Source organism: Burkholderia metallica (assembly GCF_001718555.1).
Lineage (GTDB): Bacteria > Pseudomonadota > Gammaproteobacteria > Burkholderiales > Burkholderiaceae > Burkholderia > Burkholderia metallica.
In genome coordinates this window covers 2,323,490-2,337,602 of record NZ_CP013403.1, presented here as the reverse complement: position 1 = coordinate 2,337,602, position 14,113 = coordinate 2,323,490, and the positions used below count along the sequence as shown (strand labels likewise).

Below are 14,113 nucleotides of genomic sequence, written 5' to 3'. Positions count from 1 at the left end.
CAAGCGGAGTCAGACATGATGCGAGATGCGGCCAACTTCGAGCCGACGGACAGCCGGGTGACGCGCCCGGCGTTCTGGAATGCCCTTCCCGAGCGCTGGACGAGCGACGTCGAGGAAACGCTGGTGTGCTGCCACGTGCGGCAGGAAACGCACGACGTGAAGAGTTTCTTCTTCCGTTCGCCGCAGGGCCGCGCGTTCTCGTTCGAGCCCGGGCAGTTCCTCACGCTCGAACTCGACATCGACGGCGAGACGATCAACCGGTGCTACACGATCTCGTCGTCTCCGGCGCGGCCGCATACGGTGTCGATCACGGTGAAGCGCGTGCCGGGCGGCAAGGTGTCGAACTGGCTGCACGACAACCTGCAGCCGGGCGCATCGGTGCGCGTGCTCGGCCCGGCCGGCGAATTCACGTGCGCACGGCATCCGGCGCGCAAGTACCTGTTCCTGTCGGCCGGCTCGGGCGTCACGCCGCTGATGTCGATGAGCCGCGCGCATCATGATCTCGCCGAGGACCGCGACATCCTGTTCGTGCACAGCGCACGCACGCCGGACGACATCATCTTCGCGCGCGAGCTCGACCTGATCGCGTCGAACCATACGAACTTCCGCACGTCGTTCGTCGTCGAGCGCGTGGGCGCACGGACCAACTGGCCGGGCGTCACGGGCTTCCTGACGCTGCCGCTGCTGAAGCTGATCGCACCGGATTTCATGGAGCGCGAAATCTTCACGTGCGGCCCCGCGCCGTACATGAAGGCCGTGCGCGACCTGCTCGACGAAGCCGGATTCGATCGCAAGCAGTATCACGAGGAAAGCTTCTCGTTCGAGACGCTCGCGCAGACCGCGAGCGACGAGCTGCTCGCCGATCTCGTGCCGCCGGCCGACGGTGCGGACACCGCCACGACGCAGTATACGGTCAGCTTCGCGAAGAGCAATCGCGAGATTGCGTGCGGCTCGGAGCAGCACGTGCTGGATGCGGCGCGCCAGTCGGGCGTACGGCTGCCGGCTTCGTGCACGCAGGGCATGTGCGGCACCTGCAAGGTGAAGCTCGTGTCGGGGCAGGTGGAGATGAAACACAACGGCGGTATCCGCCAGCGCGAGATCGACCAGGGGATGGTGCTGCTGTGCTGCAGCAAGCCGCTGTCGGATCTCGTGATCGACAAGTAAAACAAGTAGACGCGCCATCGGCTGGCCCGCAGGCGTCGCCTGCGGACAAGCATCCGTCGCAAAACGACCGGATCGCCGAATTGTGGTTGAAGAACCTAGAGAGACAACGCGCCGGCGTGCGCATTTCAAGGAGATCGACCATGAAGCTGTTCGGAAAACTGTTTTGGACCGGCGCACTGTCGGCCATGGTGGCATTGAGCGCATCGGCGCTTGCCGATACGAAGCCCACGCTGAAGATCGGCTACGTCGAAGGCTGGGACGACAGCGTCGCGACGTCGAACGTCGCGGCCCGCGTGATCGAGAAGAAGCTCGGCTACGAAGTGAAGCTCGTGCCGGTCGCGGCCGGGATCATGTGGCAGGGCGTCGCGCGCGGCGATCTCGATGCGACGCTGTCCGCGTGGCTGCCGGTCACGCATGGGTCGTACTGGGATGAATACAAGTCCAAGGTCGTCGACCTCGGCGCGAATTTCCCCGATGCGAAGATCGGCCTGATCGTGCCCGCTTACGTGAAGGCGAAGAGCATCGACGACCTGAACGCGGAGAAGGCCAGCTTCGGCGGCCGGATCGTCGGCATCGATGCGGGCGCCGGCGTGATGCGCAAGACCGACGACGCGATCAAGAGCTACGGGCTGAGCTACACGCTGATGCCGAGTTCGGGCAGTGCGATGACGGCCGAGCTGTCGCGTTCCGTCAATGCGAACAAGCCGGTCATCGTGACGGGCTGGGCGCCGCACTGGATGTTCGCGAAGTGGAAGCTGCGCTTCCTCGACGATCCGAAGAAGGTGTTCGGCGGCGCGGAGCACGTCGACAGCGTCGTGAATCCGCAGCTCGAAACGAAGGCCAAGCCGGTCGTCGCATTCCTGAAGAAATTCCAGTGGAAGCCGGGTGAAATCGACAGCGTGATGCTCGCGATTCAGAACGGTTCGAAGCCGGAAGCGGCGGCCGATGCGTGGATCGCGGCGCATGCCGACCGCGTGAATTCGTGGACGGAAGGCGCGCAGTAAGCACACGGCGAGCGCGTGACGATTCGTCACGCGCGGCACGTCGACAATCCCCATAAAAAACATACCGGGAATGGCATGCAGGAATCCGAAACAATCGCGATGAACTGCGGCCATATCCCGAAACTCTGTTGCTGATTCTGCAAAAAACCCCGTAAGTTGTTACACTACGGCCCTTGCGCAAGAGTCATCACAGCTTACATGGGACCAGAGCCAGCGTTCACGCGCGCTCTGATCAACAGGAGGAATTGGATGAGTCAGGCAGGACTGCGTGCGAATCGCACCAGTGACGTTGAGGCAACCATCTCACATGATTCGACGGGCCACACGCTGCATCGTGGCCTCACCTGGAAAGACGCTTTTTGGGTAACGAGCGGCGTGCCGGCTGGCGTGCTGTTCACGATCGGCGGCGTATGCGCGACGATCGGCCAGCCCGCGTGGGCGATCTGGATCGCCGCGATCACGATGGGGCTGATTCAAAGCGCGACTTATGCGGAAATATCGGGGCTATTTCCCCATAAATCGGGCGGCGCGTCCGTGTATGGCGCGATCGGCTGGGTCCGTTACAGCAAGCTGATTGCCCCGGTGTCCGTGTGGTGCAACTGGCTCGCGTGGTCGCCGATGCTCGCGCTCGGCTGCGGCCTCGCGGCGAGCTATGCGCTCACGAGCCTCTTTCCCGCCAACGCGGCGGTGCTGCACTGGCAGCTCAAGGTTGCCGATCTCGGGTTCATCAAGCCGGGTCTTTCGCTGCGGATCAATGCGACGTTCATCATCGCGACGATCCTGCTTCTCATCACGTTCAAGCTGCAGCACAGCGGCGCATCGAAAGCGGCACGCACGCAGCGCATTCTCGGCATCGCGTCGCTCACGCCGCTCTTGATCGTCGGCATCGTGCCGTTCGTGTTCGGCGACGTGCCGAAGTCGAACCTGCTGCCGCTGCTGCCGCTCGGTCACGACGCGCACGGCAACGTCACGGCCGCGACGTTCGGCACGTGGAACGGGCAGGGCGTGACGATGGCGCTCGGCGCGATGTTCATGGCCGGCTGGGCGTCGTACGGCTTCGAGACGGCCGTCTGCTACACGCGCGAATTTCGCGATCCGCGCCGCGACACCGCGAAGGCGATCTTCTGGTCGGGCGCGTTGTGCCTCGTCGTGATGACGCTCGTGCCGATGGCGTTCCAGGGCGCGCTCGGCACGCAGGCGATGCTCGATCCGTCGATCGGCGACGGTACCGGCGTCGCGGCAGCGATGGCGAAGATCGTCGGCGGCGGCGCATGGGTCGCGAATGCGGTGGTCGTGATGCTGATGCTGTCGATCCTGCTGATCGTGATGACGTCGATGATGGGCTCGTCGCGCACGCTGTACCAGGCATCGGTGGACGGCTGGCTGCCGAAGTACCTGTCGCACGTGAACGAGCACGGCTCGCCCACGCGCGCGATGTGGACCGATCTCGGCTTCAACCTCGTGTTGCTGATGATGTCGGACTACATGACGGTGCTGTCGATCTCGAACGTCTGCTACATGCTGTTCGTATTCCTGAATCTTCAGTCGGGCTGGATCCACCGGATGGATCGCGGCAACTGGGATCGGCCGTTCCGCTGCCCGACATGGCTGCTCGTCGGCGGCGCGATCTGCGGCTATGCGAACCTCGTGTATGTCGGCGCGGGTGCGAACCTGCAGGGCGAGGGCACACTGCGCAACGGGCTGATCGCGATGCTGCTGATCGTGCCGGTGTTCCTGTTCCGCCACTACTGGCAGGATCGCGGTCGCTTCCCCGCGCAGATGCAGCGCGACATGGAGCTCGAGGTGCCGAAGCGCGCGATGTGGCTGAACCTGATGCCTTACGCGGCGCTGGTCGGCGCGGGGCTGACGATCTGGTTGTCGTATTACTTTGCGTGGGTGAAGTGACGGCCGGATGCATGCGCGGTGCGTCGCCCGACGCACCACATGCAACGCAATGACAAAAGGCCTGACCGGTCCACACCGGTCAGGCCTTTTTCGTTTCGCTCCCGTTTGAACGGGAGCGCTGCCCGCTTACGGAAACACCACCGTCCGATCCCCATTCAGAAACACCCGCCGCTCGATGAACGCCTTCACCGCGCGCGCGAGCGTGAGCGATTCGACGTCGCGCCCCACCGCGAGCAGTTGCTCGGGGCGCAGCGCATGATCGACGCGCTCGACCACTTGCTCGATGATCGGGCCTTCGTCGAGATCGTCGGTGACGAAGTGCGCGGTCGCGCCGATCAGCTTCACGCCGCGCGCATGCGCCTGGTGATACGGCTTCGCGCCCTTGAAGCCCGGCAGGAACGAATGATGGATGTTGATCGCGCGGTTCGCGAGCTTCGCGCTCGTCTCCCGCGACAGCACCTGCATGTAGCGCGCGAGGATCACGAGCTCTGCGCCGCTCGACTCGAAGAAGTCGAGCCACTGCGCTTCCTGCTGCGCCTTCGTATCGGCCGTGATCGGGAAGTGGCGGAACGGCAGCCCGTGCTGCGCGGCGAGCGGCTCGAAGTCGGGATGGTTCGACACGATGCCGACGATGTCCATCTTCAGCTCGCCCATCCGCCAGCGGAACAGCAGGTCCGCGAGGCAGTGCTCGAGCTTCGACACCATGATCAGCACCTTGGGCCGTGCGTTCACGTCGTGGATGGCCCACTGCATGTCGCCCTGCTCGCCGCCGAGGCCGGCCGCGATCGGCGCGAATTCGTGGCGCAGCGCGTCGATCTGCAGCGTCTCGTCCGTCGGATGAAACACGCAGCGCACGAAGAAGCGGTTGCTGAGATCGTCGTCGAACACGTTCAGCGCATCGACGTAGCAGCGATGGCGATCGAGAAAGCCGACGACGGCGGCGACCTGGCCGGCCGCGCTCGGGCACGACAGTGTCAGGACGAATTGATCGGGGCGGTGCTCGGCGGTCATGAGAGTCCTCGTGTGGCAGGGGCGCACGGCCGTGCGGCGGCGCACGAACGCGCCGCGCCGCACGGGTAGCGGGAGGCTCAAGTAAATCAGGACGATACTGGGGCGGATAGAACCAACGCGCCGTGTGGCTGGTATCGGCGCGCCAGCGCGCGAGGGCGGGCGCGGCCGGTCAGGCCCCCGCGCACGCGTCGAGCAGCCAGCGCCGGAACACGTGGGTCGCGTCCGGCTCGGGCCGCTGCGGCGGTCGCACCAGGAAGTAGCCGCGCGACGTGACGACGGGCGCGTCGACGAGCTTCACGAGCTGCCCGGACGCGACGAGCTCGTCGACGAGCGGCGACCAGCCGAGCGCGACGCCTTCGCCGAGCAGCGCCGCATGGATCACGAGCGCGTAGCTGTTGAAGGTCACGCCGCGCGCGGCGGCCGCCGGTTCGAGCCCGTGCGCGTCGAACCAGCCGGACCACGACAGCCAGCGCTCGGGGCGCGTCGGCTGCACGTGCAGCAGCGGCAGCGCGAGCAGGTGGTCGGCCCGCGCGACGTCGGGGTGCGCAGCGCGGAACGCGGGCGAGCACACGGGCGTGACCGATTCCGGAAAGAGCCGTGCGGCGGTGCACGACGGCCAGTGGCCGTCGCCGAACAGGATCGCGATGTCGCCGTGATCGCGCTGCGCGTCGTAATCCTGTGACGTGACGACGCGCACGTCGACGTCCGGCATCACGCGCTTCAGCCCGGCAAGGCGCGGCATCAGCCAGTAGGTCGCGAAACCGAAGTCGGTGACGATCGTGAGGGAACCGTGCTCGCGGCGCGCCCGCAGCGTCGCGGTCGCGCCGCGCAGCGTGTCGAGGCTCAGCCGCACGGCTTCGTACAGGCACTGGCCGTCGGCCGTCAGCGTGACGCCGCGCGGGCTGCGTTCGAACAGCGGCACGCCGAGTTCGGCTTCGAGCTGGTACACCTGCTGGCTCACGGCCGGCTGCGTCGAGCCGAGCTCGCGCGCGGCGGCCGTGAAGCTCGCGAGCCGGGCGGCCGATTCGAACGCACGCAGCGCCTGCATCGACGGTAACGGTTCGGGTTTCGACATAAGTCTCTCTAATGGCCCCATAAGGGCCGGACGCCTACCCGCGCGAATTCGGGCGGGCGATAGTGCATCGGACGGTACGGCCCACGCGCTTCGCGGCCGGCGGGCCACGCCTTCCGCGATTCTAGCCAGCGCGGGCCGCACGCGCGGCAGTTTCTTCGGGCCGCCTCCGTCATGCCGGACGTCTCGCCGCCCGAGCGGCGCGCCGTTCCATTCGAACACCGTTTTCCCCACGACCGCCGATGACGAACCCGACACCCAACATCCTGATCCTGATGGCCGACCAGCTCACGCCGTTCGCGCTGCCGGCCTACGGCAACCGCGTCGCGCGCACGCCGACGCTCGACCGGCTCGCCGCGCAAGGCGTGGTGTTCGACGCCGCGTACTGCGCGAGCCCGCTGTGCGCGCCGTCGCGTTTCTCGCTGCTGACGGGCAAGCTGCCGTCGGGGATCGGCGCCTACGATAACGCCGCCGAATTGCCGGCGCAAACGCTGACGTTCGCGCACTACCTGCGCGCGGGCGGCTACCGGACGATGCTCTCCGGCAAGATGCATTTCTGCGGGCCGGATCAACTGCACGGTTTCGAGGAGCGCCTCACGACCGACATCTATCCGGCGGATTTCGGCTGGGTGCCCGACTGGGACCACCCGACCGAGCGACCGAGCTGGTATCACAACATGAGTTCGGTGCTCGACGCCGGCCCGTGCGTGCGCACGAACCAGCTCGACTTCGACGACGAAGTCACGTTCGCCGCGAAGCAGAAGCTGTACGACGTCGCACGCGAGCGCGCGGCCGGGCACGATGCGCGGCCGTTCTGCATGGTCGTGTCGCTGACCCATCCGCACGACCCGTATGCGATCACGCGCGAATACTGGGATCGCTACGGCGACGAAGAAATCGACATGCCGGCCGTGCGGCTCGATGCGGCCGAAAGCGATCCGCATTCGCAGCGGCTGCGCTTCGTGTGCGAGAACGACCGCACGCCGCCCACCGACGCGCAGATCCGCGCCGCGCGCCGCGCGTACTACGGCGCGACGTCGTACGTCGATACGCAGTTCGGCGGCGTGCTGGCCGCGCTCGAACAGTGCGGGTTCGCGGACGACACGATCGTGATCGTCACGTCCGACCACGGCGACATGCTCGGCGAGCGCGGGCTCTGGTACAAGATGACGTTCTTCGAAGGCGGCTGCCGCGTGCCGCTGATCGTCCATGCGCCGGGCCGCTTCGATGCCGCGCGCGTGCGCGGGCCCGTGTCGCACCTCGACCTGCTGCCGACGCTCGTCGACCTGGCCGGTGTCGCGCCGGCCGGCGGCTGGCCCGATGCAGTCGACGGCGCGAGCCTCGTGCCGCACCTGCGCGGCACGCCTACGCACGACGTCGCGCTCGGCGAATACCTCGCCGAAGGCGCGATCGCGCCGGTCGTGATGATTCGCAGCGGCGACTGGAAGTACGTGCATTGCCCGCTCGATCCCGACCAGCTCTACAACCTGTCGGACGACCCGCGCGAGCTGACGAACCTGGCCGGTGCGCCGGAGGCCGCGGGCGTGCTCGCCGCGTTCCGCGCGCAAGCCGCGCAGCGCTGGAACCTGCCCGAGCTGGACCGGCAGGTGCGCGCGAGCCAGCGGCGCCGGCGCTTCCATTACGCGGCGACGACACAGGGCCGTATCCAGGCGTGGGACTGGCAGCCGTTCACCGACGCGAGCCAGCGTTACATGCGCAATCACATCGAACTCGACACGCTCGAGGCGATGGCGCGCTTTCCGCGCGTCGGGCGCTGAGCGTCCGGCAGTGCGAACCTTGACGAACGACGGAGGAAGCGGACGATGAAACGGCAATGCAATGCAGCAATCCGGATCGGCGCGGCGCTCGCCGCGGCCGCGTGCCTGCTGACGGCGCCAGGCGCGCGGGCGGCCGACCCGCAGACGTGCGGCAACGTGAAGATGGCGGCGCCCGGCTGGACCGACATCGATGCGACGAACGCGATGGCGGGCGTCGTGCTGAAGGCGCTCGGCTACCGGCAGGACGTGGCGAACCTGTCGGTGCCGATCACGTACCAGGGGTTGAAGAAAGGGCAGGTCGACGTGTTCCTCGGCAACTGGATGCCCGCGCAGGCGCCGCTCGTGAAGCCGTTCGTCGACGAGAAATCGATCGACGTGCTGCACGCGAACCTGAGCGGCGCGAAGTTCACGCTCGCCGTGCCCGATTACGTGGCGGCCGCCGGCGTGCATACGTTCGCCGATCTCGCGCGCAACGCGGACCGCTTCGGCGGCAAGATCTACGGGATCGAGCCCGGCGCCCCCGCGAACCAGAACATCAAGCGGATGCTCACCGATCACGCGCTCGGGCCGGCGAACTGGTCGCTCGTCGAATCGAGCGAGACGGGCATGCTCACGCAGGTCGAGCGCGCGGTACGCGACAAGCGCTGGATCGTGTTTCTCGCGTGGGAGCCGCACCTGATGAACACGAAGTTCCACCTGACCTACCTGTCGGGCGGCGACGCGTATTTCGGGCCGAACTACGGCGGCGCGACGGTCAACACGGTCACGCGGCCCGGGTTCGCCGGCCAGTGCGCGAATCTCGCGCGGCTGTTCCGGCAGATGACGTTCTCCGTCGACGTCGAGAACCGGATGATCGCCGACATGCTCGACAACAAGACGTCGCCGGCGCTCGCGGCGCAGCATGCGCTGAAGGCCGACCCGGCGCTGGTTGCCGGCTGGCTGGACGGCGTGACGACGGCGGCCGGCGCGCCGGGCCTACCGGCCGTGCGCGCGGCCCTCGACGGCCGTTGATTCCTCCGTCCGGGCGGCCGGTTTCGGCCGTGCCGCCTGTCTACGTGTTTTCCCGACCGGGTCGCATCGTGACCATTTAGTGTCGCCTTCAGACGGGTGACGCGAAATATGGGTTTGTATTTTTCGCCAATGGCTGCGTTATTGCGAAAAACGAAATGCCGAAGCCAGCGGGCGGTCTGAATTCGAATCCACCGGTGCATCGCGGCACACGCCGGGACGAGATTCTATCCATCGAACGGTTCAGGGAGGGTGGTCGACAATGAAGCACACGAAAGTTGCCGTAGCCGCCGCGCTTGCATGCGCGGCCTGCATTCCCGCCATCGGGCATGCGCAGAGCAGTGTGACGCTGTACGGGATTCTCGACGCGGGCATTACGTACGTGAACAACACGGGCGGCTCGCACGTGGTCAAGTTCGACGACGGCGTCGCGTACGGGAACCGCTTCGGCCTCAAGGGCACCGAAGACCTCGGCGGCGGCCTGAAGGCCGTGTTCACGCTCGAGAGCGGTTTCCGCCTCGGCAACGGGCAACTCGGCTTCGGCGGCGCCGAATTCGGCCGGCAGGCGTATGTCGGCCTGCAGAACGACTGGGGCACGCTGTCGTTCGGCAACCAGCTCGACATCACGAACGAACTCGTGTCGATCTACAACATCTCGGCGTGGGGCAGCGGCTATGCGATCCACCAGGGCGACTTCGACCGCTTCAACGGCGACCGCCTGCCGAATTCGGTGAAGTTCCTGTCGAACGACCTCAACGGCTTCAAGTTCGGCGCGATGTATTCGTTCGGCAACGTCGCGGGCAACTTCCACCGGAACAGCGCATGGAGCGCGGGCGCGAGCTTCACGAAGGGCGACTTCTCGATCGGTGCCGCGTACACGCGCCTGAACAACCCGAACGGCATCTATGCGTTCGACCCGTACGCGATGATCGGCACGCACACGTTCCTCGGCCAGCAGACCGTCACCGTCGATCCGGCGACCGGCGCGCGCACCGACCTGTTCTCGAACACCGCGATGGACGTCGACAGCCAGGGCACGTTCGGCATCGGCACGAGCTACACGATCGGCAAGCTGACGCTCGACGGCAACTTCTCGTACACGACGATCAAGGGCTTCGGCCAGTCGTCGCACATGCAGGTGTACGAAGGCGGCGGCTCGTACCAGTTCACGCCGGCACTGAGCCTGATCGCCGGCTACCAGCACACGCGCTTCGAAGGCCATCACTGGAACCAGGGCACGGCGGGCCTGCATTACCTGCTGTCGAAGCGCACGGATGTCTACATCTCCGGCGACTACCTGCGCGCGTCGCAGGGTGTCGATGCGGTGATCGGCTACAGCTTCACGCCGTCGACCACGCAGACGCAGGCCGACGTGCGGATCGGGATGCGGCATTCGTTCTGATCGGCGTAGGGTGGGGCGGCGACGTCTTCAGCGAGAGGTCTCTCTTTGGCGCGAACCGAGGTTCGCGCTTTTTTTTTGCCGCCTGAGAACGGCCGCCCGACGGTATTGACCGTTGCCGTCTATAGGCGCTAGCATCGTCCGCATGCCCGATCACGCCATTTCCCTCTCCACGCCGCGCCGCGCATGTTGTCAGAACATGCCAGGGGGAAGTTGCGTCCAGCGAACTCGCTGAACATTCAAGCAATCGCCTTCCGGCCGCCTGTGATGCAAAACAGGCGGCCTTTTTGTTTTTGGACCGCCCCTTTCGGGATGGAGAAACTCGATGCCGCTCGCGCTGTATGACACCTGGTCGCGTACCGTACGCCCGTTTACCCCGATCCGTGCCGGCCAGGTCGGCATGTACTGCTGCGGCCCCACGGTCTACGACGATGCGCACATCGGCAACCTGCGTACCTACGTGTTCGAGGATCTCCTGCGGCGCGTGCTGGAGCGCAACGGCTACGCAGTCCGGCACGTCGTCAACATCACCGACGTCGGCCACCTGACGTCGGATGCGGACGAAGGCGAGGACAAGATGGAGAAGGGCAGCCGCCGCACCGGCGAATCGGCGTGGGCCATCGCCCGGCGCTACACGGAAGCGTTCATCCGGGACTGGCGCGCGCTCAATCTCCTCGAGCCGGCGGTCTGGTGCCGCGCCACCGATCATATCGACGAACAGATCGCGTTCATCGCGACGCTCGAGCGCGCAGGCTACGTGTACCGGACGGACGACGGCCTCTACTTCGACACCAGTCGGCAGGACGACTACGGCTATCTCGCGCGGCTGGACCGTGCGGGGCTGCAGGCGGGCAAGCGGGTGGCGCTGGGTGGCAAGCGGAGCATCACGGATTTCGCGTTGTGGAAGTTCAGCCCGGCCGACGTCAAGCGGCAAATGGAATGGGACAGCCCGTGGGGCCGCGGCTTTCCAGGCTGGCATATCGAGTGCTCGGCGATGTCGGCGAAGTATCTCGGCACGTTGTTCGACATCCATTGCGGCGGCGAGGATCACATCGCCGTGCATCACAGCAACGAGATCGCGCAGACCCGCGCGGCCCACGGCACGCAGCTCGCGAACTACTGGATGCACGGGCACTTCCTGACGCTCGACGCCGATACGAAGATGTCGAAATCGAGCGGCGAATTCGTTCGGCTGCAGACGTTGCAGCGCCGGCACGTCGATCCGCTCGCGTACCGTTATCTGTGCCTGACGGCCCACTATCGCAGCAAGCTGCATTTCACGTGGGCGTCGCTCGACGCCGCGCAAACCGCGCTGAACCGGCTGCGGCACCTCCATGCCGGCTGGCCGGACGGCGGGCGCGTCGATGCGGATTTCGCCGCGCGCTTCGACGCGGAACTGAACGAGGACCTGAATCTGCCCAGGGCGCTCGCGGTGCTGTGGGATCTGGTCAGGAGCGACCTGCAGGCGGCGACGCTGAAAGCGACCGTCGACAGCTTCGACGCCGTGCTCGGCCTCGGTTTGCGCGAATGGCGGCCGGTTGCGCCCGACGTTCCCGAACACGTGCGTGCGCTGCTCGACGCGCGCGAGCGCGCTAGGGCGGACCAGGACTGGGCGCAAGCCGACCGGATCCGGCGCGCGTTGAGCGCCGAAGGGTGGCATGTCAAGGACACCGCGGAAGGTCAATGCGTGTCCGCCATCGCCACGGGCCCGACCGAGACGGGCGACCCGACGCGGTGACGTGCGCGGGCCACCAGCATCGTCGGTGGTCTCGCCCACGGCCCGTTTGCCGCGCCTGGCATATCATCGCGATTTATTCGTGTTTGCACCGTCGTCGCGCGCACGCATCGGCGTGCATCGCCGTTCCCGAACGGCGGCGGTGCGCCGCGTCGATCGCCCAGACCTCGATGACCGCCCCCGTGCCCGACTCCGCTCCGTTATCCCCGCTCCCCGCGAACCTGTTCCGCCACGCGCCGTTCCGGCGCTTCTGGGGCACGCGCGTGATGTCTTCGCTGGCTTTCCAGATCCTGTCGGTCGCGATCGGCTGGTACGTGTATGCGCTCACGCACAGCGCGTTCGCACTCGGCCTCGTCGGCCTCGCGCAGTTCGTCCCGATGTTCGCGCTGACGCTCGTCGTCGGGCAGGTGGCCGATCGCTACGACCGCCGTCGGATCGCGACGATCTGCCAGGGCGTCGAGGCGCTGGCCGCCGGCGTGTTCCTGGTCGGCGCCGTGCAAGGGTGGCTGGCCGCGCCGGCCGTGTATGCGCTCGCGGCGATCGTCGGCACCGCGCGCGCGTTCGAGTCGCCGTCGGTGTCGTCGCTGCTGCCGGCCGTCGTGCCGCGCACCGACCTGCCGCGCGCGACCGCGTTGTCGACGTCCGCGAACCAGGCCGCGCAGATCCTCGGGCCGGCATTCGGCGGGTTGCTGTACGGCATCGGCGCGCCCGCCGCGTTCGGCACGAGCGTCGCGGCATTCGCGATCGCGGCGGTGCTGAGCGGCACGATTCCGCTGCGCAGCGCGCCGCCGGCCCGCGAGCCGGTCACGCTGCGCTCGGTGTTTTCCGGCATCGCGTTCATCCGGCGCGAACCGGCGATACTCGGCGCGCTGTCGCTCGACCTGTTCGCGGTGCTGTTCGGCGGCGCGACCGCGTTGCTGCCGATCTATGCGCGCGACATCCTGCAGGTCGGCCCGTGGGGGCTCGGCGCGTTGCGCGCGGCGCCCGCGGTCGGTGCGCTCGCGGGCACGCTGTGGCTCACGCGCTTTCCGTTGAAGGGGCGGCCGGGCCGCGCGATGTTCGGCGGCGTGATCGCATTCGGCATCGCGACGATCGTGTTCGGGTTGTCGCGGCACTTCGCGCTGTCGCTCGTCGCGCTGGCCGCGCTCGGCGCGTCGGACGTGGTCAGCGTCGTCGTGCGCCTGTCGCTCGTGCAGTTGCGGACGCCGGACGAGATGCTCGGGCGCGTGAGCGCGGTCAACGCGCTGTTCATCGGGACGTCGAACCAGCTCGGCGAATTCGAGTCGGGCGTGACGGCCGCATGGTGGGGCGCACCGGCCGCGATCGTCGTCGGCGGCACGGCGACGATCCTGGTCGCGCTCGCGTGGATGCGGCTGTTTCCGCAACTGCGGAACATGACGTCGCTCGAACGGGAGCATTGAAGCGGTGCCGGCGCGGTTTCACGTCCGATGAGCGTGGCTGACGAGCCTGCACGATGGTGTCGGGACGAGCATCGGTTGGGGGCTGCTCGGCGATACGCGCGCCGGCGCACTGGTTCTGCTGTCGCTGACGGGGGCGATGCTCGTGATCGTCGCGCTCGTACGTGCGGCCGGCGCGCAACGGTCGACGCTCAGGCGCCGGCGTCGCGCACGACCTGCACGGCCGTGCCGTAGCAGATGACTTCCGTCACGCCCGACCCGATTTCGGTCGAGTCGTAGCGCATCGCGACGATCGCATTCGCGCCGAGCTTGCGCGCGTCGGCGAGCATCTTGTCGAACGCGTGCTGGCGCGCCTTCTCGCACAGCGACGTATAGAGCGTGATGTTGCCGCCGAAGATCGTTTGCAGCGACGCGCCGAACGAGCCGACGATCGAGCGCGAGCGCACGATGATGCCCTGTGCAACGCCGAGCGAGCGGACGGTCGTATGGCCGGGCAGATCGAACGCGGTCGTGACACGCTCGGGCGAGAGGTCGTCGATTGAGCGGGAGAGATCGGTCATCGCGTGGCACCGTGTGGCGGAAGTGAACGAATGACGATTCTATCCGGAACGGCGAACGG

General features: G+C 67.0%; 11 protein-coding genes. 8 read left to right on the top strand and 3 right to left on the bottom strand.

Annotated features, from left to right (window positions below; all coding sequences use genetic code 11):
* Positions 1–15: 15 nt before the first annotated feature.
* The 3 genes from WJ16_RS29950 (at position 16) to WJ16_RS29940 (ending at position 4,073) form a co-directional block, all read left to right on the top strand.
* The gene (locus WJ16_RS29950; RefSeq protein ID WP_069260589.1) at positions 16–1,164 is read left to right on the top strand and encodes an FAD-binding oxidoreductase; all 1,149 of its coding nucleotides are present in this window, start codon (positions 16–18) and stop codon (positions 1,162–1,164) included.
* Between the two features lie 140 nt (positions 1,165–1,304).
* The gene (locus WJ16_RS29945) at positions 1,305–2,168 is read left to right on the top strand and encodes a glycine betaine ABC transporter substrate-binding protein (protein WP_069260588.1); all 864 of its coding nucleotides are present in this window, start codon (positions 1,305–1,307) and stop codon (positions 2,166–2,168) included.
* A 249-nt stretch (positions 2,169–2,417) separates the two neighbouring features.
* Entirely contained in the window at positions 2,418–4,073 is a 1,656-nt protein-coding gene (locus WJ16_RS29940; RefSeq protein ID WP_069260587.1) for an APC family permease, read from the top strand.
* A 126-nt stretch (positions 4,074–4,199) separates the two neighbouring features.
* On the opposite strand, the gene purU is transcribed toward WJ16_RS29940, so the two are convergent.
* Positions 4,200–5,084, bottom strand: coding sequence for a formyltetrahydrofolate deformylase (purU, locus tag WJ16_RS29935; protein ID WP_069261221.1), 885 nt, complete (start codon positions 5,082–5,084; stop codon positions 4,200–4,202).
* 169 nt (positions 5,085–5,253) lie between these two features.
* A complete protein-coding gene (locus WJ16_RS29930) occupies positions 5,254–6,159 on the bottom strand; it encodes a choline sulfate utilization transcriptional regulator (RefSeq protein ID WP_069260586.1) in 906 nt (301 codons plus the stop codon).
* 239 nt (positions 6,160–6,398) lie between these two features.
* Here WJ16_RS29930 and betC point away from each other — a divergent pair, with 239 nt between their 5' ends.
* The 5 genes from betC (at position 6,399) to WJ16_RS29905 (ending at position 13,497) form a co-directional block, all read left to right on the top strand.
* Positions 6,399–7,934, top strand: coding sequence for a choline-sulfatase (gene betC / locus WJ16_RS29925; RefSeq protein WP_069260585.1), 1,536 nt, complete (start codon positions 6,399–6,401; stop codon positions 7,932–7,934).
* Between the two features lie 45 nt (positions 7,935–7,979).
* Complete coding sequence (gene choX, locus WJ16_RS29920; protein WP_069260584.1) at positions 7,980–8,945, top strand: choline ABC transporter substrate-binding protein; 966 nt, start codon at positions 7,980–7,982, stop codon at positions 8,943–8,945.
* Between the two features lie 259 nt (positions 8,946–9,204).
* A complete protein-coding gene (locus tag WJ16_RS29915; protein WP_069260583.1) occupies positions 9,205–10,344 on the top strand; it encodes a porin in 1,140 nt (379 codons plus the stop codon).
* Positions 10,345–10,666: 322 nt separating this feature from the next.
* Positions 10,667–12,079 carry a cysteine--tRNA ligase gene (gene cysS, locus WJ16_RS29910; RefSeq protein ID WP_069260582.1) on the top strand — a complete coding sequence of 471 codons (1,413 nt, stop codon included), beginning with the start codon at positions 10,667–10,669 and terminating at the stop codon, positions 12,077–12,079.
* A gap of 167 nt (positions 12,080–12,246) precedes the next feature.
* Positions 12,247–13,497, top strand: a complete 1,251-nt coding sequence (locus WJ16_RS29905; protein WP_069261220.1) for an MFS transporter — start codon at positions 12,247–12,249, stop codon at positions 13,495–13,497.
* 188 nt (positions 13,498–13,685) lie between these two features.
* Here the strand turns inward: WJ16_RS29905 and WJ16_RS29900 are convergent, their stop codons facing one another.
* Complete coding sequence (locus WJ16_RS29900) at positions 13,686–14,054, bottom strand: YbjQ family protein (protein WP_069260581.1); 369 nt, start codon at positions 14,052–14,054, stop codon at positions 13,686–13,688.
* Positions 14,055–14,113: the final 59 nt, after the last annotated feature.

Excerpts from the sequence above, each read along its gene's own strand:
- cysS (WP_069260582.1), top strand. The coding sequence starts at position 10,667 with ATGCCGCTCGCGCTGTATGACACCTGGTCGCGTACCGTACGCCCGTTT.
- betC (WP_069260585.1), top strand. The coding sequence starts at position 6,399 with ATGACGAACCCGACACCCAACATCCTGATCCTGATGGCCGACCAGCTC.
- choX (WP_069260584.1), top strand. The coding sequence starts at position 7,980 with ATGAAACGGCAATGCAATGCAGCAATCCGGATCGGCGCGGCGCTCGCC.
- WJ16_RS29940 (WP_069260587.1), top strand. The coding sequence starts at position 2,418 with ATGAGTCAGGCAGGACTGCGTGCGAATCGCACCAGTGACGTTGAGGCA.
- WJ16_RS29905 (WP_069261220.1), top strand. The coding sequence starts at position 12,247 with ATGACCGCCCCCGTGCCCGACTCCGCTCCGTTATCCCCGCTCCCCGCG.
- WJ16_RS29950 (WP_069260589.1), top strand. The coding sequence starts at position 16 with ATGATGCGAGATGCGGCCAACTTCGAGCCGACGGACAGCCGGGTGACG.
- WJ16_RS29930 (WP_069260586.1), bottom strand. The coding sequence starts at position 6,159 with ATGTCGAAACCCGAACCGTTACCGTCGATGCAGGCGCTGCGTGCGTTC.
- WJ16_RS29915 (WP_069260583.1), top strand. The coding sequence starts at position 9,205 with ATGAAGCACACGAAAGTTGCCGTAGCCGCCGCGCTTGCATGCGCGGCC.
- purU (WP_069261221.1), bottom strand. The coding sequence starts at position 5,084 with ATGACCGCCGAGCACCGCCCCGATCAATTCGTCCTGACACTGTCGTGC.
- WJ16_RS29945 (WP_069260588.1), top strand. The coding sequence starts at position 1,305 with ATGAAGCTGTTCGGAAAACTGTTTTGGACCGGCGCACTGTCGGCCATG.
- WJ16_RS29900 (WP_069260581.1), bottom strand. The coding sequence starts at position 14,054 with ATGACCGATCTCTCCCGCTCAATCGACGACCTCTCGCCCGAGCGTGTC.